The organism is Dinoroseobacter shibae DFL 12 = DSM 16493, from assembly GCF_000018145.1.
GTDB classification, from domain to species: Bacteria; Pseudomonadota; Alphaproteobacteria; order Rhodobacterales; family Rhodobacteraceae; genus Dinoroseobacter; species Dinoroseobacter shibae.
The window spans coordinates 1,923,570-1,940,710 of the sequence record NC_009952.1 but is presented as its reverse complement, the minus strand read 5'-3'; the positions used below and the strand labels follow the sequence as shown (position 1 = coordinate 1,940,710).

At 66.5% G+C, this 17,141-nt stretch carries 21 protein-coding genes; 11 read left to right on the top strand and 10 right to left on the bottom strand.

The window, feature by feature from the left end:
* Position 1: 1 nt before the first annotated feature.
* A complete protein-coding gene (locus DSHI_RS09495; protein ID WP_012178533.1) occupies positions 2-691 on the bottom strand; it encodes a hypothetical protein in 690 nt (229 codons plus the stop codon).
* A gap of 253 nt (positions 692-944) precedes the next feature.
* Here DSHI_RS09495 and yajC point away from each other — a divergent pair, with 253 nt between their 5' ends.
* The 10 genes from yajC to DSHI_RS09450 are packed head-to-tail and all read left to right on the top strand — an operon-like array spanning position 945 to position 7,804.
* A complete protein-coding gene (gene yajC / locus DSHI_RS09490) occupies positions 945-1,262 on the top strand; it encodes a preprotein translocase subunit YajC (protein ID WP_012178532.1) in 318 nt (105 codons plus the stop codon).
* 6 nt (positions 1,263-1,268) lie between these two features.
* Positions 1,269-2,933 carry a protein translocase subunit SecD gene (secD, locus tag DSHI_RS09485; protein WP_012178531.1) on the top strand — a complete coding sequence of 555 codons (1,665 nt, stop codon included), beginning with the start codon at positions 1,269-1,271 and terminating at the stop codon, positions 2,931-2,933.
* 1 nt (position 2,934) lies between these two features.
* Positions 2,935-3,897, top strand: coding sequence for a protein translocase subunit SecF (secF, locus tag DSHI_RS09480; protein ID WP_012178530.1), 963 nt, complete (start codon positions 2,935-2,937; stop codon positions 3,895-3,897).
* The gene (locus DSHI_RS09475; RefSeq protein ID WP_012178529.1) at positions 3,890-4,642 is read left to right on the top strand and encodes a sulfite exporter TauE/SafE family protein; all 753 of its coding nucleotides are present in this window, start codon (positions 3,890-3,892) and stop codon (positions 4,640-4,642) included. The genes secF and DSHI_RS09475 overlap by 8 nt, the downstream gene beginning before the upstream one ends.
* Positions 4,643-4,652: 10 nt before the next feature.
* On the top strand, positions 4,653-5,012 hold the full coding sequence (locus DSHI_RS09470; protein WP_012178528.1) for an Mth938-like domain-containing protein: 360 nt from the start codon (positions 4,653-4,655) through the stop codon (positions 5,010-5,012).
* Positions 5,013-5,056: 44 nt separating this feature from the next.
* On the top strand, positions 5,057-5,674 hold the full coding sequence (gene ccmA, locus DSHI_RS09465; RefSeq protein ID WP_012178527.1) for a heme ABC exporter ATP-binding protein CcmA: 618 nt from the start codon (positions 5,057-5,059) through the stop codon (positions 5,672-5,674).
* On the top strand, positions 5,671-6,327 hold the full coding sequence (gene ccmB / locus DSHI_RS09460) for a heme exporter protein CcmB (RefSeq protein ID WP_012178526.1): 657 nt from the start codon (positions 5,671-5,673) through the stop codon (positions 6,325-6,327). The genes ccmA and ccmB overlap by 4 nt, the downstream gene beginning before the upstream one ends.
* Before the next feature lie 55 nt (positions 6,328-6,382).
* Positions 6,383-7,114 (top strand): heme ABC transporter permease, encoded by a 732-nt coding sequence (locus DSHI_RS09455; RefSeq protein ID WP_012178525.1) that lies wholly within the window; start codon positions 6,383-6,385, stop codon positions 7,112-7,114.
* Positions 7,111-7,278, top strand: a complete 168-nt coding sequence (gene ccmD / locus DSHI_RS21700) for a heme exporter protein CcmD (RefSeq protein ID WP_083768367.1) — start codon at positions 7,111-7,113, stop codon at positions 7,276-7,278. Before DSHI_RS09455 ends, ccmD begins: the two co-directional genes overlap by 4 nt.
* Complete coding sequence (locus DSHI_RS09450; protein WP_012178524.1) at positions 7,265-7,804, top strand: redoxin family protein; 540 nt, start codon at positions 7,265-7,267, stop codon at positions 7,802-7,804. Before ccmD ends, DSHI_RS09450 begins: the two co-directional genes overlap by 14 nt.
* Before the next feature lie 89 nt (positions 7,805-7,893).
* Here DSHI_RS09450 and acnA read toward each other — a convergent pair whose 3' ends face one another.
* Positions 7,894-10,680, bottom strand: coding sequence for an aconitate hydratase AcnA (gene acnA, locus DSHI_RS09445; protein ID WP_012178523.1), 2,787 nt, complete (start codon positions 10,678-10,680; stop codon positions 7,894-7,896).
* Positions 10,681-10,902: 222 nt separating this feature from the next.
* Here acnA and DSHI_RS09440 point away from each other — a divergent pair, with 222 nt between their 5' ends.
* On the top strand, positions 10,903-11,607 hold the full coding sequence (locus DSHI_RS09440) for a DUF1223 domain-containing protein (RefSeq protein WP_012178522.1): 705 nt from the start codon (positions 10,903-10,905) through the stop codon (positions 11,605-11,607).
* Positions 11,608-11,616: 9 nt separating this feature from the next.
* Here DSHI_RS09440 and nthA read toward each other — a convergent pair whose 3' ends face one another.
* The 8 genes from nthA to purB all read right to left on the bottom strand — a co-directional run bounded on the left by nthA (position 11,617) and on the right by purB (position 17,108).
* Complete coding sequence (nthA, locus tag DSHI_RS09435; RefSeq protein ID WP_012178521.1) at positions 11,617-12,228, bottom strand: nitrile hydratase subunit alpha; 612 nt, start codon at positions 12,226-12,228, stop codon at positions 11,617-11,619.
* Complete coding sequence (locus tag DSHI_RS23055) at positions 12,218-12,526, bottom strand: SH3-like domain-containing protein (protein WP_012178520.1); 309 nt, start codon at positions 12,524-12,526, stop codon at positions 12,218-12,220. Before DSHI_RS23055 ends, nthA begins: the two co-directional genes overlap by 11 nt.
* Complete coding sequence (locus tag DSHI_RS23050) at positions 12,501-12,869, bottom strand: SH3-like domain-containing protein (protein ID WP_012178519.1); 369 nt, start codon at positions 12,867-12,869, stop codon at positions 12,501-12,503. Before DSHI_RS23050 ends, DSHI_RS23055 begins: the two co-directional genes overlap by 26 nt.
* A gap of 98 nt (positions 12,870-12,967) precedes the next feature.
* Positions 12,968-13,411 (bottom strand): DsrE family protein, encoded by a 444-nt coding sequence (locus tag DSHI_RS09420; protein ID WP_012178518.1) that lies wholly within the window; start codon positions 13,409-13,411, stop codon positions 12,968-12,970.
* A gap of 381 nt (positions 13,412-13,792) precedes the next feature.
* Positions 13,793-14,824, bottom strand: a complete 1,032-nt coding sequence (locus tag DSHI_RS09415; protein ID WP_245532992.1) for a flagellar motor switch protein FliG — start codon at positions 14,822-14,824, stop codon at positions 13,793-13,795.
* A gap of 74 nt (positions 14,825-14,898) precedes the next feature.
* On the bottom strand, positions 14,899-15,432 hold the full coding sequence (locus DSHI_RS09410; protein WP_012178516.1) for a tetratricopeptide repeat protein: 534 nt from the start codon (positions 15,430-15,432) through the stop codon (positions 14,899-14,901).
* 104 nt (positions 15,433-15,536) lie between these two features.
* The gene (locus DSHI_RS22285; protein WP_012178515.1) at positions 15,537-15,704 is read right to left on the bottom strand and encodes a hypothetical protein; all 168 of its coding nucleotides are present in this window, start codon (positions 15,702-15,704) and stop codon (positions 15,537-15,539) included.
* Positions 15,705-15,803: 99 nt separating this feature from the next.
* Positions 15,804-17,108 carry an adenylosuccinate lyase gene (purB, locus tag DSHI_RS09405; RefSeq protein WP_044027725.1) on the bottom strand — a complete coding sequence of 435 codons (1,305 nt, stop codon included), beginning with the start codon at positions 17,106-17,108 and terminating at the stop codon, positions 15,804-15,806.
* Positions 17,109-17,141 lie beyond the last annotated feature (33 nt).

Genomic DNA, 17,141 nt, shown 5'->3' with positions numbered 1-17,141 from the left:
GTTACGTGTCCCACTCCTGTGACGTCAATATATCCATTGCGGCCTGGATATCCACCCTCAGTTCGCGTTCAGAGCCGTTAGTGGCGTTCGTACGCTCGCTCTCTCTGTGATAGAGCACAAAAGCGTTGAGCGTCTCTAAAAAACGCGTTCGATCCTCGTTATTTTCCATAATAAGGCGTTCAAGCGCATGGATCCCGCCCATACGCACCATAACTTTGTCGGACCCAAGCTGGTCGACCGCCTTGGCAACCCGATCAATCGCAAGATTGCCTTCTGCCGTGCGTGTCTGCCGCTCGGTCGTGAACACTCGGATCAGTGCCAGCGGCGTTCCCACCAATCCGGCGAGCGCGGTCAGCAACCCCACCACCGCCAGCACGTACCAGCGCAGGTCTGCGACTTCCGCCTCGGGGCCACCGAACTCGGGCAGGTTCAGGAACACGCGTAGCAGCAGCACGATCACCCCGATCAGCAGGGCGCCCCAGATCGGCGACAGCAGAACCGCGAACACCGCCAGCGCCCGCAGACCGCGATTGGCAGGCAGGCCCAGCCGCTCCAGCAGCGCGCCCATATCGGTCCGCAGCCGCAGCACGATCAGGACCAGCACCACAAACAGCCCGCAGATCGCCAGAAATCCCGGCCAACTCAGGCTCGCCTGCAGCCCCCGTTCGGAAAAATCGAAAACCGTATTCATCGCTCAAATCGCCCCAATCAATCCCGTCAGCCAAGCCGATCGCCCCGAAAAACACAACATCTTGGTGCCCGACAAATTGCCATACCAAGAGCCGACAGATGTCCGACGCAAAGCCGACGGAGTTCCGACAGGGTTTTTCGGTGGTTGCCGGCGCCGCGTCCACCGCTTATCTGCCTTGAAGCGGCGGCACCTCGGCGATACGGTGCGCGCCGATTGACCGGGTGCAGAGCCGCCCAGAGACCGAGGGGATTCCATGTTCGCAACACCTGCCTACGCCCAGGCCGCCGGGGCCGGAGGGGCCTTTACCTCCTTCATCCCGCTGATCCTGATCTTCGCCATCATGTATTTCCTGCTGATCCGTCCGCAGCAGAAAAAAGTGAAGGAACACAAGAAGATGGTCGAGGCGTTGCGGCGCGGAGACCAGATCGTCACCCAGGGCGGCCTGATCGGCAAGGTCACCAAGGTCGTCGATGACAACGAGGTCAAGGTCGAGATCGCGACCGGCACCGAGGTGCGCGTGGTGCGCCACACGATCCAGCAGGTCCTGACCAAGACCGAACCGGCGAGCTGACCTCGAATGCTGCAAATTCCCCTTTGGAAACGGGTGCTTATCTGGGGCGTGGTCCTGATCGGCCTGTCCTATGCCCTGCCCAACGCCTTCTACTCCCGCGTCGAGACCCATAACGACGCCGCCGCTCTGGTGGAGGCGGGGGCGGCCGAAACCGGGGAGATTGCAGCCGATCTGGGCCAGTGGCCCGCCTTCCTGCCGTCCAGCCTGGTGAACCTCGGGCTGGACCTGCGGGGCGGCGCGCATCTGCTGGCCGAGGTCCAGGTGGCCGATGTCTATGCCGACCGCATGGACGCCTTCTGGCCCGAGGTGCGCGACGCGTTGCGCGACGCCCGCGACACCGTCGGCACCATCCGGCGCCAGGACAGCCCGCCCGACCAGCTCCGCGTGCGGATCTCCAACCCCGAAGAGATCACCCGCGCCGTCGCCATCGTGCGCGGGCTGGCACAACCCATCGTGTCCTTCACCGGTGTGGGGCAGGACGATATCGAGGTTTCCTTCGAGGGGGCCGACCTGATCATCGAGCTGTCGGAGGCCGAGAAACAGGCCACCGACGACCGCACCTTGCAGCAGAGCCTCGAGATCATCCGCCGCCGGGTGGACGAGGCTGGCACGCGGGAGCCGACCATCCAGCGCCAGGGCGAGGACCGGGTGCTGATCCAGGTGCCGGGCATCGCGTCGGCCTCGGAGCTCAAGGAGTTGATCGGCCAGACCGCGCGGCTCACCTTCAACCCGGTGGTCAGCCGCACCAGCGACCCGGACGCCCCGCCGGGACCGCGCAACATCGTGCTGCCCTCGATCGACGAGCCCAACACCTATTACGTGCTGGAACAGACCCCGGTCGTCTCCGGCGACCAATTGACCGACGCGCAGCCCTCCTTCGATCAGAACGGGCGTCCGGCGGTGAACTTCCGATTCAACCCCACAGGCGCACGGCTCTTCGGGGACTATACGGCCGAGAACATCGGTTCGCCCTTCGCCATCGTGCTCGACAACGAGGTGATCTCCGCCCCGGTGATCCAGTCCCATATCCCCGGCGGGTCGGGCATCATCACCGGCAATTTCTCGGTCGAGGAATCGACCCAGCTCGCCGTCCTGTTGCGCGCCGGCGCCTTGCCGGCGGAGATGATCTTTCTCGAAGAACGCACCATCGGCCCGGAGCTGGGTCAGGACAGCATCGAGGCCGGCGCGCTCGCCTGCCTGGTGGCGCTCGGCGCCGTGCTGGTGTTCATGATGCTCAGCTACGGGCTGTTCGGTGTGTTCGCCAATATTGCCTTGCTGCTCAACATCGCGCTGATTTTCGGGGTGCTGTCGCTGATCGGGGCGACCCTGACCCTGCCGGGGATCGCGGGCATCGTGCTGACCATCGGGATGGCGGTGGACGCCAATGTGCTGGTCTTCGAGCGGATCCGGGAGGAATTGAAGACCGCCCGCGGTCCGGCCCGGGCGATCGAGCTGGGCTACGAGAAGGCGCTGAGCGCCATCGTCGATGCCAACACCACCACCTTCATCGTCGCCGCGATCCTGTTCACCCTGGGCGCGGGGCCGGTCCGCGGCTTCGCGGTGACCCTGGGGATCGGGATCGTCACATCGGTCTTCACGGCCATCTTCGTCACGCGACTGCTGATCGTGCTCTGGTTCGAGCGCCGCCGTCCCAAGCAGATCGAGGTCTGACATGCGCCTGAAACTCGTTCCCTCCGAGACCAACTGGGATTTCTTCAAGTATGTCCGGCTGACCCTCGGCGCCTCGGCGGTGGCCATGGTCGCGTCTCTGGTGCTGTGGCTGTCGGTCGGGCTCAATTTCGGGATCGACTTCCTCGGCGGGACCACGATCCGCACCGAGAGCGCGCAGGTCGTCGATGTCGCCGCCTACCGCGCGGCGGTGGAGCCGCTGGGGCTGGGGGATATCTCGATTACCGAGGTGTTCGACCCCACCTTCGGCCCGGAGCGCAATGTCGCCATGCTGCGCATCCAGGCCCAGGAGGGCCAGGAGAGCGTGCCGCCCGAGACCATCCTCGCCATCGAGGAGGCCCTGCGCACCGTCGACCCCGAGATGACCTTTCCCAGCGTCGAGAGCGTCGGGCCCAAGGTGTCGGGGGAGCTGATCCTGACCGCCATGCTCGCGGTCGGCGCCTCGATGGTTGCGATCCTGTTCTATATCTGGCTGCGGTTCGAGTGGCAGTTTTCGATCGGCGCCATCGCCGCGCTGGTCCATGACGTGGTGCTGACCATCGGGATCTTCTCGCTGCTGCAGATCCGGTTCGATCTGGCGACCATTGCGGCGCTGCTGACGATCATCGGTTACTCGATCAACGACACGGTGGTGATCTTCGACCGGCTGCGGGAGAACCTCATCAAGTACAAGAAGAAGCCCTTGCGGGACGTGATGAACCTGTCGGTCAACGAGACCCTGAGCCGGACGGTGATGACCTCGGGCACCACGCTGCTGGCGCTTCTGGCGCTTCTGGCGCTCGGGGGGGACGTGATCCGGGGCTTTGTCTTCGCGATCTTCTGGGGGATCATCGTCGGGACCTATTCCTCGGTCTTCGTGGCCAAGAACATCGTGCTGCTTCTCGGGGTGAACCGCGAGCCGAAGGATCCCGAGAAGGGGAATCAGTTCGCGGGTATCGATGCCTGACCTGCTGCTGGCCGGGTGGGAGATCCCCGGCCTCGGCTGGATCATGGCAATCTCGGTTCTGGCGGGGCTGGTCTACGGTTTCGCGGGGTTCGGCTCGGCGCTGATCTTCATGCCGCTGGCCACGCTGTTTCTGGCGCCGCCGCTGGCGGTTGGGGCGTTCTCGCTGTCCTCGCTGGCCTCGCTCGTCACCCTGGTGCCCGATGCCCTGCGGGTGGCGGATCTGCGCGCCACGGGCGTGATGCTGGCCACGGCGCTGCTGGCGCTTTTTCCCGGGGTCTGGCTGCTGACGAGCTTGCCGGTCATGTGGCTGGAATGGGCGGTGTCGCTGACGGTGCTGGGCACGCTTGTCGCACTGATCGCGGGCTGGCGGTACACGCGTCCGCCCGGTGTGCCGGCCTGGATCGGCGTGGGGGCCGGGGTCGGGGTCATCGGCGGGGCGACCGGGCTGAACGGGCCGGTGGTGGTGCTGTTCCAGCTGGGTGGCCAGGACAGCGCGGTGCGCAGCCGGGCCAACACGGTGATCGTGCTGACCTTCAGTTCGCTCGCCATGCTGCCGGTGATGGCGTTGCAGGGCGCGATGCCCGCGGGTGCGATCTCGCTGGGTCTGTGGCTGGTGCCGGCCTATGCGGTGGGCACGCTGATCGGCCGGGCCCTGTTCACCCCGGCGCGCGGTCGGTTATACCGGACCGTAGCTTATGTGATCATCGGGGCGGCGGGCCTTCTCGGTCTGCCGATCTCGTTCTGAGGAGAGAGCCATGCGTCTGAACGAAGTCGTCCATACGGATGCCATGCCGGTCGAGGGGTACGGCCCCGGCTTCTTTCGTGTCGGCGGGCAGGTCCACGAGGGGGCGCTTTACCTGTCGCCCGACGGGGTGCAGCGCTGGGGCGGGCTGGAGGATACCGCGCCGTTCCGCCACGATACCATCGATGTGCTGTTTCTCGGCATGGGGGCGGAGATCGCCCATGCGCCCGCGGCCTTCCGCGCCGAGATCGAGGCGCGCGGCATCGGGCTGGAGGTGATGTCCTCGCCCGCGGCCTGCCGGACCTACAATGTGCTGCTGTCGGAAGGGCGGCGCGTGGGCCTGGCCCTGTTGCCGGTGGTGCCCACCGCGTGATTTCGCCGCTTTCCCCGCCCGGTTCCATCGGATAAGCCAACCCCATGGAATTGCGCGTGGATACCGTGAGCTGCCAGCGCGGCGGGCTCGTCGTGCTCGAAGGGGTCAGCTTCGTGGTGACACCGGGGGAGGCGGTGGTGCTGCGCGGCCCGAACGGCATCGGCAAGACCACGCTTTTGCGTACCATCGCCGGGTTGCAGCCGCCGGTGACCGGCACCGTGTCGGCGCCCGAGGACGCGATGGCCTATGCCGGGCACGCCGATGGGCTGAAGGGGCCGCTGAGCGTGCGGCAGAACCTGGAATTCTGGGCCGAAGTATACGGGCAGCGCGACATCACCCCGGCGCTGGAGCTTTATGCGCTGGGGCCGCTCGCGGACCGGCAGGCGCAGGACCTGTCGGCCGGGCAGAAGCGGCGGCTGGGGCTGGCGCGGATGATGGTGACCGGGCGGCCGATCTGGATCCTGGACGAGCCGACCGTTTCTCTGGATGTGGCCAATGTGGCGCTTTTCGGCGAGATGATCGCGGCCCATCTGGCGGGCGGGGGCATGGCGCTGATGGCGACCCATATCGAGCTGGGCGTGACCGCCACCACGCTGGATCTGGGGCCCTACAAGGCGGTGACGCCCGCCGAGGACATGGCCACCGACGAGGCGTTCCTGTGAAGGCGCTGTTGCTGCGGGACCTGGCCCTGGCGGTCAAGGCCGGGGGCGGCTTCGGGCTGAGCCTGGCGTTTTTCCTGATCGTGACGGTGCTGATCCCGTTCGGCGTGGGGCCGGATACCGGCATCCTGCGGGAGGTGGCGAGCGGGGTGCTTTGGGTGGGGGCGCTGCTGGCGTGTCTGTTGTCGCTCGACCGGATTTTCCAGCTGGATTACGAGGACGGGTCGATGGACCTGCTGGTCACGGCGCCCCTGCCGCTGGAGGGGTTGGTGGCGGTCAAGGCGTTTGCCCATTGGCTGACCACGGGGCTGCCGCTGACGCTGCTGGCGCCGGTGCTGGCGGTGCTGCTGAACCTCGACCCGGCGGGGTTTCCGTGGCTGGTGGTCTCGCTCGCGCTCGGCACCCCGGCGCTGAGCATGATCGGCACCTTCGGCGCGGCCCTGACCGTGGGGCTGAAGCGGGGCGGGCTGCTGCTGTCGCTGCTGGTGCTGCCGCTCTATGTGCCGACGCTGATCTTCGGGGCCGAAACCGTGCGGCGGGCGGTGGACGGGTTCGATATCGTCACGCCGCTCTTGATGCTGTCGGGGATCACCATGGGCGCCATCGCGCTGCTGCCTTTCGCGGCGGCTGCGGCAATCCGTATCAACCTGCGCTAGGCTCCGCGGCTTTTGGCCCGTTGCGGCCCGCGGCCCGGCGTCCTACTTTCCTGCCATGTCATTGTGGGAATACGCCAATCCGAAGAAATTCATGCAGACCTCGTCTGCGGTGCTGCCATTCGTGGCGGTGCTGACGGTGGTGTGCCTGACCGTGGGGCTGACATGGGGTTTTTTCTTCACGCCTGACGATTTCCGGCAGGGATCGACGGTGAAGATAATCTACCTGCACGTCCCCTCGGCGATGATGGCGATCAACATCTGGGTGATGATGCTGGTCACCTCCCTGATCTGGCTGATCCGGCGGCACCATGTTTCGGTTCTGGCGGCCAAGGCCGCGGCCCCCATCGGCGTGGTGATGACCCTGATGGCGCTCTTTACCGGTGCCATCTGGGGCCAGCCCATGTGGGGCACCTGGTGGGAATGGGACCCGCGCCTGACCTCATTCCTGATCCTGTTCCTGTTCTATCTCGGCTATATGGCGCTGTGGTCGGCGATCGAAAACGCCGACACCGCCGCCGATCTGACCTCGATCCTGTGTCTCGTGGGCTCGGTCTTTGCGGTGCTCAGCCGCTATGCGGCGAATTTCTGGAACCAGGGGCTGCACCAGGGCGCGACCCTGTCGCTCGACAAGGAAGAGAACATCTCGGATGTGTTCTACTTCCCGTTGCTGTTCTGCCTTGCGGGCTTCGTGCTGCTGTTCGTGACGCTGCTTCTGGTGCGGACGCGGACGGAAATCCGCGCGCGGCGCCTGTCGGCCCTGCGCCTGCGGGAGCGGCAAGCCGCATGATGCCGGACCTGGGCAAATACGCGCTGGAGGTGTCGCTGGCCTACGTGGTCTCGCTCGCCCTGATGGGGCTTCTGGTGCTGTGGACGCTGGCGCGCAATCGCAAGGTGCGCGCCGAGCTGCGCGCCTTCGAGGCGGCCCGCAAAGAGGCGAATGAGAAGGCGTGAGGCGCTGCTCACGGGCGGTGCGGTCCTCGCCAGCGCCGGAGCGGGCTACATCGCTTCGACCGTCTTTCTGCGCGACGACGCCCCCCCACCGCCCGAGCCCGGCGCGCGCGCAGGCCGGCCCGCGCCGCCGCTGACCCTCGGGCCGCTGCGCGATCAGCCGTTCCTGACCTATGCCGACCTGACCGTGCCGGGGCCGAAACTGGTCAACTGGTGGGCCAGCTGGTGCGCGCCCTGCCGGGCGGAGCATCCCAGCCTGATGGCGCTCGCCGCCGAGGGTGTGCCGATCCACGGGATCACCCATCGCGACACCGAGGCCGACAGCCTCGGCTTTCTCGCGGAGCTCGGCTCCCCCTTCGCCAAGCTCGGCGCGGACACGACGCTTGCGACCTATCGCGACTGGAACCTCACGGGCCTGCCGGAGACCTATGTCCTGAACGGAGAGGGGCGGGTGGTTCTGCGCCATGCCGGGCCGGTGCTGTCGAACATCGTGCGGGATTATATCCGGCCCGCCCTTGCGGCGGTCTAGGCCAGCTTCGGCGGTGGCCTATGGGCCGGGTCTGACCGCGCGGGAAAAGGGCGCCCGAAGGCGCCCTGTCCGGGTCGGTGCCGCGCGGATCATTCCGCCGCGACGGGGGCTTTTGCCAGGTTGCGCAGCACATAATGCAGCACGCCGCCGTTCTCGATATACTCGATCTCGACCTCCGTATCGATCCGGCACTTGAGGGTGATCTCCCGTGTGGTGCCGTCGCCGTAGGTGATGGTGCAGGGCATCTCCGACAGGGGCACGATCTTGCCGTCGAGCCCGGTGATCGAAACCGTCTCGTCCCCTTTCAGGCCCAGCGTCTTGCGGGTGTCGCCGCCGGTGAACTCGAACGGGATCACGCCCATGCCCACCAGGTTGGAGCGGTGGATCCGCTCGAAGCTCTCGGCGATCACCGCCTTGACGCCCAGAAGGCTGGTGCCCTTGGCGGCCCAGTCGCGGCTGGAGCCTGCGCCGTATTGCTCGCCGCCGAAGATCACCAGGGGCGTGCCCATTTCCTGATAGGCCATGGCCGCCTCGAAGATCGAGGTCTGTTGCCCGTCGGGCCCCAGCGTATAGCCGCCCTCGACCCCGTCGAGCATCTCGTTGCGGATGCGGATATTGGCGAAGGTGCCGCGCATCATCACCTCGTGATTGCCCCGGCGCGACCCGTAGGAGTTGAACTCCCGCGGTTGCACCTGCCGTTCGGTCAGGTAGCGGCCTGCGGGGGTGCTTTCCTTGAACGAGCCCGCGGGGGATATGTGGTCGGTGGTGATCATGTCCCCGAGAATGGCGAGGATCTTGGCGCCTTCGATATTGCTGATCGTGCCCGGCTCGGCCGACATGCCCTGGAAATAGGGCGGGTTCTGCACATAGGTCGAGCTCGGCGGCCAGTCATAGGTCAGGCTGTCGGTGGTCTCGACGCTCTGCCATTTCTCGTCGCCCTTGAAGACATCCGCATACTTGGCCTGGAATGCCTCGCGGGTGACGGTCTGTTCGACCAGTTCGGCAATCTCCTTGGTGCTGGGCCAGATGTCCTTGAGGTACACATCGTTGCCGTCTCGGTCCTGGCCGAGCGGGTCGCGCGTGAGGTCCACGTTCATGTCGCCCGCCAGCGCATAGGCCACCACCAGGGGCGGGGAGGCGAGGTAGTTCGCGCGCACATCGGGGCTGATCCGGCCCTCGAAGTTGCGGTTGCCCGACAGGACCGAGGTCGCGATGATGTCGCCGTCGTTGATCGCCTCGGACAGCTCTTCCTGGATCGGGCCGGAATTGCCGATGCAGGTGGTGCAACCATAGCCCACCAGGTTGAAGCCGATGGCATCGAGATCCTCTTGCAGCCCCGCGGCCTCCAGGTAGGCCGAGACCACCTGCGAGCCCGGCGCGAGGGAGGTCTTGACCCAGGGCTTACGGGTCAGGCCGAGCGCGCGGGCCTTGCGCGCCACGAGCCCCGCACCGATCATCACGTAGGGGTTCGAGGTGTTGGTGCAGGAGGTGATCGAGGCGATCACGATGGTGCCGTCATGGATGGTATAGTCCGCGCCCCGCACCCGGGCGCGCTTGTGCTTGCCCCGGTCGCCGGGAATGTCGCGAGGGGCCACGGCGCCGCCCTCGTCGGTCCATTCAGCCTTGTCCTCTTCGTCGGCGCTCCAATCCGGGCGCTGTCCGGTGACATAGTCGCGGAACGTCTCGGCCGCCTTGTCGAGGGCCACGTAATCCTGAGGCCGCTTGGGCCCCGAGATCGCCGGCACGATCGTCCCCATGTCGAGGCTGAGCGTGTCGGTATAGACGGGCGCGTAATCGTCGCCGCGCCAAAGGCCGTTTTCCTTGGCATAGGCTTCGACCAGCGCGATGCGCGCCTCGTCCCGGCCCGTGGTGCGCATGTAGCGCAGGGTTTCGCCGTCGATCGGGAAAAACCCGCAGGTCGCCCCGTATTCGGGCGCCATGTTGGCGATGGTGGCCCGGTCCGCGAGCGGCAGGTGATCGAGGCCCGCGCCATAGAATTCGACGAACTTGCCGACCACGCCCTTGGCGCGCAGCATCTCGACCACTTTCAGCACCAGGTCCGTGCCGGTGGTGCCCTCCATCATCTCGCCGGTCAGCTCGAAGCCCACGACCTCGGGGATCAGCATGGAAATCGGCTGGCCCAGCATGGCCGCCTCGGCCTCGATCCCGCCGACGCCCCAGCCGAGCACGGCCATGCCGTTGACCATGGTGGTGTGGCTGTCGGTGCCCACGAGCGTGTCGGGATAGGCGACCTCTTGCCCGCTCTGATCGGTGTCGGTCCAGACCGCTTGTGCCAGGTATTCCAGGTTCACCTGGTGGCAGATGCCGGTGCCCGGCGGGACCACGCGGAAATTGGCGAAGGCCGACTGGCCCCATTTGAGGAACGTGTAGCGTTCGATGTTGCGCTCGTATTCGCGGTCCACGTTCATCTGGAAGGCGCGCGGATTGCCGAACTCGTCGATCATCACCGAGTGGTCGATCACCAGGTCCACGGGGTTCAGCGGATTGATCTTCTCGGCGTCGCCACCGAGCCCCACGATCCCGTCGCGCATGGCCGCGAGATCCACGACCGCCGGCACGCCGGTGAAATCCTGCATCAACACCCGGGCCGGGCGATAGGCGATCTCGCGCGGGTTCTGGCCGCCCTTGTCGGCCCAGTCCGCGAAGGCCCTGATGTCGTCCACCGAGACCGTGCGGCCGCCATCCTCGAACCGCAGCATGTTCTCCAGCACGACCTTCAGGGCCGCGGGCAGTTTCGAGAAATCGCCGAGTCCCGCGGTCTCTGCCGCCGGGATGGAATAATACGCAAGGGACTGGTCGCCGACGCGCAGGGTCTTGCGGGTCTTGGCGGTGTCCTGACCGACTGTGATGGGCATGAGATGGCTCCCCAATCTGGTTAAAGGGTGTCGCTATTTGCGCTATAGACCCAGTTGCCGGAACGGATCAAGCGGTGGGTATTCCACAGTGTACCGGAGGACCAACGCCCTGACCCCCAAGCCGGTTCCGGTCTGGCCCGCGCGCACGGCCCCCTCGCAATTCCTTGATTGGTTGTTGCAGTCCCCGTGGGCTAGATAAGCTGCAGGAAGAGAAGGACAGACATGCGCATCCTTGGCACGCTATTCGCCCTCTGGGCCGCGGCATCCGTGGTCACAGCCCCCGCCGCTTCGGCTGACGAAAAGACCGTTGTGGTGGAGTTGTTCACCTCCCAAGGGTGTTCCTCCTGTCCACCGGCGGATGCCCTGCTGGCAGAACTCGACAAGTCCGCGGACGTGATCGCGCTCGCGCTGCACGTGGATTACTGGGACTATATCGGCTGGAAGGACAGCTTCGCCGACCCCGAGAACACCGAGCGGCAGCGCGGCTATGCCCGGGCCGCCAAGGCGCGCAGCATCTTTACCCCGCAAATGGTGATCGGCGGCGTCGATCACGTGATCGGGTACAAGCCGATGGATGTGGCCAATACCGTGCAGAAGCATCGCGCCGCGCCCGACGGCGCCACGGTGTCGGCCCGGCTGAATGGCGATACGGTGATCATCCGCCTGAGCCCCGGCGACGCGCGGGGCGCCATGACCGTGAGCCTGGTCGGCTATGTCCCGAAGGAGACGGTGAAGATCAAGCGCGGCGAGAACGCGGGCAAGACCATCACCTATACCAACACGGTGCGGGAATTCGTCTCCCTGGGCACCTGGGACGGACGGGCGCAGAAGGATCTGCGTCATCCCAAACCCGCGGGAGAGGCGGCGGTGGTGTTGGTGCAGAAGGCCTCCCACGGGCCGATGGTGGCCGCTGCGCGGGTGGAATGAACCGCGCGTTCAGAGCCGGGTCACCCCGATCATGCCGTCCCGTGTGACGAGGGCGGCAAGGGCTTCCGGCGACAGGGTTTCGGTGCCTGCGGGCCGCTGCGGGATCACGATATAGCGCATGTCGGCGGTCGAATCGTGCACCCGCACGGTCATCCCCCGGGGCAGTTCGGTGCCGAATTCCGCCAGCACCCCGCGCGGGTCCTTCACCGTGCGGGACCGGTAGGCGCGGCTCTTGTACCAGTCGGGCGGCAGGCCCAGCAGGTTGCGCGGATAGCACGAGCAGAGCGTGCAGACGATCACGTTGTGGACCTCTGGCGTGTTCTCCACCGCGATCAGGTTCAGCGTGCCGATATCATACCCCATTTCGCGGCAGGCCTCGGCGCCGTCGGCCAGCAGCCGCGCCCGAAAGGCCGGGTCGGTCCAGGCTCGTGCCACCACCGCCGCGCCGTTGGCCGGGCTGCGGGCGTCCATCTGCGTGACCTGGGCGGTGACCTCCGCCGGGGTCAGAACGCCCTTTTCGATCAGCAACTCGCGCAGGGCGATCTCGGTCAGCTGCGCTTCGGTCAGGGGGCCGTCCTGGTCGGGGCGGTGCGGGTGCGGGGCGGCGTGATCATGGGGCATCGGCAGGCTCCAGCCAGTGTTCGTAGATCTCCGCGTCCAGCGTGTCCTCGGGATGGGGGGCTTGCGCGCCCCAGACCTCGGCCATGGTGAAGCGCACCCGGTAAAGCGGCACCTCCGGCGCGGGCAGGCGATATGCCAGCAGTTCGGGATTGGGAAAGGCGGGCAGGCGGCGTTCGATCACGCCGGTCTTGCCGCGCAGATAGGCCGGGGTGCGAATATGGCCCGGCGGCATCCAGGTCTTGACCCGCACGCGGTCGGGCAGGGGGGCGCGCTCAGTCACCGCCCGTGACCGTGCCATAGGTCTCGCCGCGGGCGCGGATCTCTTCGATCCGGGCGGCGATCTCCGCCGGGGTGACGGCGCCAGCCTCGACGAGGTTGCGGCGCAGGGCCATCACCCAGCGTTCGTAATAACTCAGGCTCTCGAAGGCCTCGGGCCCCATGTCTTCCAGCGCGCGGCGCAACCCGTCCACGGAAAACAAACCCTTGCCCTGGCACAGGATGACCAGCGCATCGACGCGCTTCTCCCACAGGGCGAAATCGTGTTCGGAGGGCAGGACAGGGCCCGCCGCATCACCGCCCATGTCGAACCAGCTCTTGGCGGTCAGGGGCGGCGGGGAAGGGGGGTCAGATGTATCGCTCATGGCCCGAGCCTAGGCCGGATCGGGGGTGTGGGCAACGGGGGGCGTGCCCGGCAAAAAAAGCCGCCGCGCGCTGGGAGGACCCGCGCGGCGGCCCAGGCTCAGAAGCTGAGAACACGCGCCTCGGGCGCCATCAACTTCGCGGCCATCTCTTCGGGCTTGGCCACACCAACACCCTCCAGGAGCACCGAAGCATCTTCACCGCGCCCGGGCAGATAGATCGCGCAGACCTCCACCGTGGCGCCCGTATTGGCCTGAATCGCCTTCATCAGCCCCTGGGGGCTCATGTCCTTGGGCGGCTGGCCGGCGGTGGCACCGGCCGGCGCGTCGCGCAGGCCAAGATCGCCCGCCGGGCCGCAGAGCAGGATATGGGCCTCGGCACCCTGCTGTGCAGCCTGCATGGTCAGCACCATGGCCATCAGCTGGGTTTGCGGCTCGGGCGAGGTCACTACGGTCACCACTTTCGAGGGGCCTTCGGCCAGGGCCGAGACGGTCGAGGTGAGGCCGATCAGGGCGGCGAGGGCGACGGATTTCAGGAAAGGCATGGATGGCTCCTTGTGATTGGGACGGGCTGGCCGGAGGGGTCCGGACCGCGGCACCGTGCCGGTGGTCTCGCACCGCTCTTGCCATCTCCGGGCCGGGTTGCACGGTGACAAAGTCACCTTGGCCCGGCTGTGTCCGGGATTTTTCCCGCGCGCGCCGGTGATGTGCGGTTCTCGGCGCGGCGGAATGTGTTTGTCATTCGGGCAAAGACGGCGACCGACCGCTACGCGGGCGCAAGACGGCGCGCTGCGAGGGTGGCTATATCACGGCGCGGCCGTCGCCCAGGACGCCGGCGGGCGCTGCCGGAGTGAGGTGGAATGTCGTCTGCTCCGGCAGAGGGTGCGGGGCCTTGGGACCGGTCGCCGCGGGGTGCAACGGGCCGCTCAGGCCTCTTCGACGATCAGGGCGATCTCGCCATCCGCTTCCAGTTTGCGGATCGCCATGACCACGTCGGTCATTGCCGTCTCGCCTTCCCTGGCGGGCACGGTCCCGATTTCCGCCATCTCGTCGCGCAACTGGTCGGCCATGCGCTTGGACATGTTCTCGAGGATGAATTCCACCACCTGCGGATAGGCTTCCGCGCCCGCGGCAAGGGCGCGGACCAGCACATCGCCATCCACCTCCCGGGTGATCGCCGGAATGTCCTTGGCGCTGACCCGGTCGGTGATATGGGCGAAGGTGAAGATCGCCTTGCGCACCTTGCTGGCGAACCCCTCGTCGGATTCGTCCAGCCCGGTCAGCAACTCGTCGCGGGTGGCGGCCGCCGAGGAATTCAGGATATCGCCCAGGCGGGCCACCGGATCCTTGGCGAAGGCCTGCGCCGGGGCCGCTTCGATCCGCACGCGCAGGCTGTCACCGATCTGGTCCACCAACATCGGGTTGATGCCGCTGGTCTGGGAAATCGCGAAGGTGATCCGCCGGGCGCGCGCCCCGGGCAACAGCCCGAGCACATCAGCGGCCTTGCCGACCTTGATCTTCGACAGGATCACGGCGCAGATCTCGGCGCTTTCGCCGTCGATCAGGGGCACGATCGCCTCGGCCTCCATCTCCGACAGGATATCCCAGATCGAGCGTTGCGCGGTCAGCCCGGCCTCCCTTCGCAAGGCCAGCGCGACGTCTTCGGAGATATGGCCCGAGAGTTTTTCCAGCGCGTCGTTGAGCCCCTTGGGGAAAGACAGGCCCAAGTCGTCCAGCTCGCTCACAAATTCCGCCACCACGGCCTGCAACTGGTCCCGCGAGATCGGCTTCAGCTGCCCCATCTCCTGCGCAAGGGTCGCCTGCTGGTGCGCGGTCAGCGCGGTCAGGTCGGGCGCCAGCCCGTCCTCGAGCAGGAGCCGCAGCACCACGGCCGCCTTCTGCCGTCGCGTCAGCGCAAGGCCCGCGCCCGCGGGTTTTGAAACTGTTGCCGTGCTCACCCGGTTCTCCGCCTGCATTCACCCGGTCAGGTGTGGCAGGTGAACCTTAATGCCCGGTTAGGGCGCGGCGTTTTTCAGTAGGCATAGCCGCTGTTGCTGCGCAATGCCTGTGCGAGGGAGAACGCCGCCCAGGTCTCCCGCCCGCCACGGGCCCTGATTTCGCGCAGTTCGGTCCGCGCCCCGGCGCGGTCCCCCGCGGCCAGAAGGCCTTGCGCCATGTAGGACCGCGCCGGGTGATAGTCGGGATCCGCGGCCAGAGCGGCAAGGTAATAGTCCATCGCAGCGGGCATGTCCCCGGTCATGCGCGCCACGAACCCCCGGTAGGTCAGCGCCCGCACGTCGCCCGGATCGTCAAAGCGCGCCAAAATCGCGAGCGCCCGGTCGTAGGCCCCGGCATAGGCCAGCTCGCGCACGGCGTCGTGCCGGTCGTCATCGGACAGGTGGCTCTGGTCCGCGCGCACGCACCGCTCCAGCGCAGCGTCCCAGATCATCGGACCTGTGCAGGTGGTGGTGGTGTCGGTCTTGACCGGCGGTGCGAAAATCTCGCCTCCGGCCGCGAAGGCCGAGAGGGGCAGGGCCGCCAGCGCGGCGATCCATATCAGACGCATGGCGGATCCCCCCGTCCTTGCCTGCGGGCCGCGCCCGGACGCGGGCTGCAAATGAAAACGGCCCGCCGTAACGGACCGTTTCCGGAATTCCAAAACAACAAGGCTCAGCCGGTGATCGCGGTCACGCAGGTCTGGCTGGCCGCGTCCCAGGTCGTGCCTTCGGCACAGCTGGCGACGGTCTGTTCCATCTTCTTGCCCCAGTTGCACTCGGCCAGGGCAAGACCCGGCGTGAAGGCCAGGATCGCGGCAGTAAAAATCGCGGGTAGGCGCATATCGTCTCTCCGTGTTTTTGAACGCCGTAACGGTAGCACGGAAATCGCGCCTGCAAAGCCTTTTCTGCGATGCCGGTTTCAGGGCGGCGCGTTTTGCGCTCAGTCGCCGAAAACCCGGGCGAATATCGTGTCCACATGCTTGGTATGATAGCCTAGGTCGAATTTCTCCTCGATCTCGGCGGGGCTGAGGGCAGCGGTGACATCCGGGTCGGCCAGCAGTTCGGCCTTGAAATCGGTCCGATGCTCCCAGACCTTGAGCGCGTTGCGCTGCACATAGGTATAGGCATCCTCGCGGCTCACGCCGGCCTGGGTCAAGGCCAGGAGCACCCGCTGGCTCATCACGAGCCCCGGGAACTTGTTCATGTTTTCCAGCATGTTCTCGGGGAAGATCAGCATCTTGTCCACGACCGAGGTGAGCCGCGCCAGCGCGAAATCCAGCGTGATGGTCGCATCGGGGCCGATCATGCGTTCGACCGAGGAGTGCGAGATATCCCGCTCGTGCCACAGCGCGACGTTTTCCATCGCCGGGATCACCGCCGAGCGGACCATGCGCGCCAGCCCCGTCAGGTTCTCGGTCAGCACCGGGTTCTTCTTGTGGGGCATGGCCGAGGAGCCCTTCTGCCCCATGGAGAAGAACTCCGCCCCCTCCAGCACTTCGGTGCGCTGCATGTGGCGGATTTCCACCGCGATATTCTCGATGGACGACGCCACGACGCCGAGCGTGGCGAAGAAGGCCGCGTGCCGGTCGCGCGGAATCACCTGGGTGGAGATCGGCTCGGGCACCAGGCCGAGCTTGTCGCAGACATGCTCTTCCACGCGCGGGTCGATATTGGCGAATGTGCCGACCGCGCCCGAAATCGCGCCCGTGGCGATCTCGGCCCGGGCGTCGCGCATCCGGCTGAGATTGCGGTCCATTTCCGCGTAGAACCGCGCGAAGGTCAGGCCCATCGTGGTCGGCTCGGCATGGATGCCGTGGGACCGGCCGATGCGGACGGTGTCCTTGTGTTCCAGCGCGCGGCGCTTCAAAGCTTCAAGAAGGTCTTCCAAGTCCTTGATAAGAATATCTGCCGCGCGGGTCAGCTGCACGTTGAAACAGGTGTCGAGCACATCGGACGAGGTCATGCCCTGGTGCACGAAGCGCGCCTCTTCGGCGCCGACATGTTCGGCCAGATGGGTCAGGAACGCGATCACGTCATGCTTTGTCACCGCTTCGATCTCGTCGATGCGGGCCACGTCGAACTCCACATCCCGGGCCTTCCACACGGCCTCGGCATTCTCGCGCGGGATCACCCCGAGATCCGCCATGGCGTCGCAGGCATGGGCCTCGATCTCGAACCAGATGCGGAACTTGGTCTCGGGCGACCAGATGGCGACCATATCGGGGCGGGAATAGCGGGGGATCATGGGCGGAGCCTTGCGTTTGACACAGTTTGCGGG

Bases quoted from the DNA above. Each gene is read 5' to 3' on its own strand.
- DSHI_RS09495 (WP_012178533.1), bottom strand. From the start codon at position 691: ATGAATACGGTTTTCGATTTTTCCGAACGGGGGCTGCAGGCGAGCCTG.
- yajC (WP_012178532.1), top strand. From the start codon at position 945: ATGTTCGCAACACCTGCCTACGCCCAGGCCGCCGGGGCCGGAGGGGCC.
- secD (WP_012178531.1), top strand. From the start codon at position 1,269: ATGCTGCAAATTCCCCTTTGGAAACGGGTGCTTATCTGGGGCGTGGTC.
- secF (WP_012178530.1), top strand. From the start codon at position 2,935: ATGCGCCTGAAACTCGTTCCCTCCGAGACCAACTGGGATTTCTTCAAG.
- DSHI_RS09475 (WP_012178529.1), top strand. From the start codon at position 3,890: ATGCCTGACCTGCTGCTGGCCGGGTGGGAGATCCCCGGCCTCGGCTGG.
- DSHI_RS09470 (WP_012178528.1), top strand. From the start codon at position 4,653: ATGCGTCTGAACGAAGTCGTCCATACGGATGCCATGCCGGTCGAGGGG.
- ccmA (WP_012178527.1), top strand. From the start codon at position 5,057: ATGGAATTGCGCGTGGATACCGTGAGCTGCCAGCGCGGCGGGCTCGTC.
- DSHI_RS09455 (WP_012178525.1), top strand. From the start codon at position 6,383: ATGTCATTGTGGGAATACGCCAATCCGAAGAAATTCATGCAGACCTCG.
- ccmD (WP_083768367.1), top strand. From the start codon at position 7,111: ATGATGCCGGACCTGGGCAAATACGCGCTGGAGGTGTCGCTGGCCTAC.
- DSHI_RS09450 (WP_012178524.1), top strand. From the start codon at position 7,265: ATGAGAAGGCGTGAGGCGCTGCTCACGGGCGGTGCGGTCCTCGCCAGC.
- acnA (WP_012178523.1), bottom strand. From the start codon at position 10,680: ATGCCCATCACAGTCGGTCAGGACACCGCCAAGACCCGCAAGACCCTG.
- DSHI_RS09440 (WP_012178522.1), top strand. From the start codon at position 10,903: ATGCGCATCCTTGGCACGCTATTCGCCCTCTGGGCCGCGGCATCCGTG.
- nthA (WP_012178521.1), bottom strand. From the start codon at position 12,228: ATGCCCCATGATCACGCCGCCCCGCACCCGCACCGCCCCGACCAGGAC.
- DSHI_RS23055 (WP_012178520.1), bottom strand. From the start codon at position 12,526: ATGGCACGGTCACGGGCGGTGACTGAGCGCGCCCCCCTGCCCGACCGC.
- DSHI_RS23050 (WP_012178519.1), bottom strand. From the start codon at position 12,869: ATGAGCGATACATCTGACCCCCCTTCCCCGCCGCCCCTGACCGCCAAG.
- DSHI_RS09420 (WP_012178518.1), bottom strand. From the start codon at position 13,411: ATGCCTTTCCTGAAATCCGTCGCCCTCGCCGCCCTGATCGGCCTCACC.
- DSHI_RS09410 (WP_012178516.1), bottom strand. From the start codon at position 15,432: ATGCGTCTGATATGGATCGCCGCGCTGGCGGCCCTGCCCCTCTCGGCC.
- DSHI_RS22285 (WP_012178515.1), bottom strand. From the start codon at position 15,704: ATGCGCCTACCCGCGATTTTTACTGCCGCGATCCTGGCCTTCACGCCG.
- purB (WP_044027725.1), bottom strand. From the start codon at position 17,108: ATGATCCCCCGCTATTCCCGCCCCGATATGGTCGCCATCTGGTCGCCC.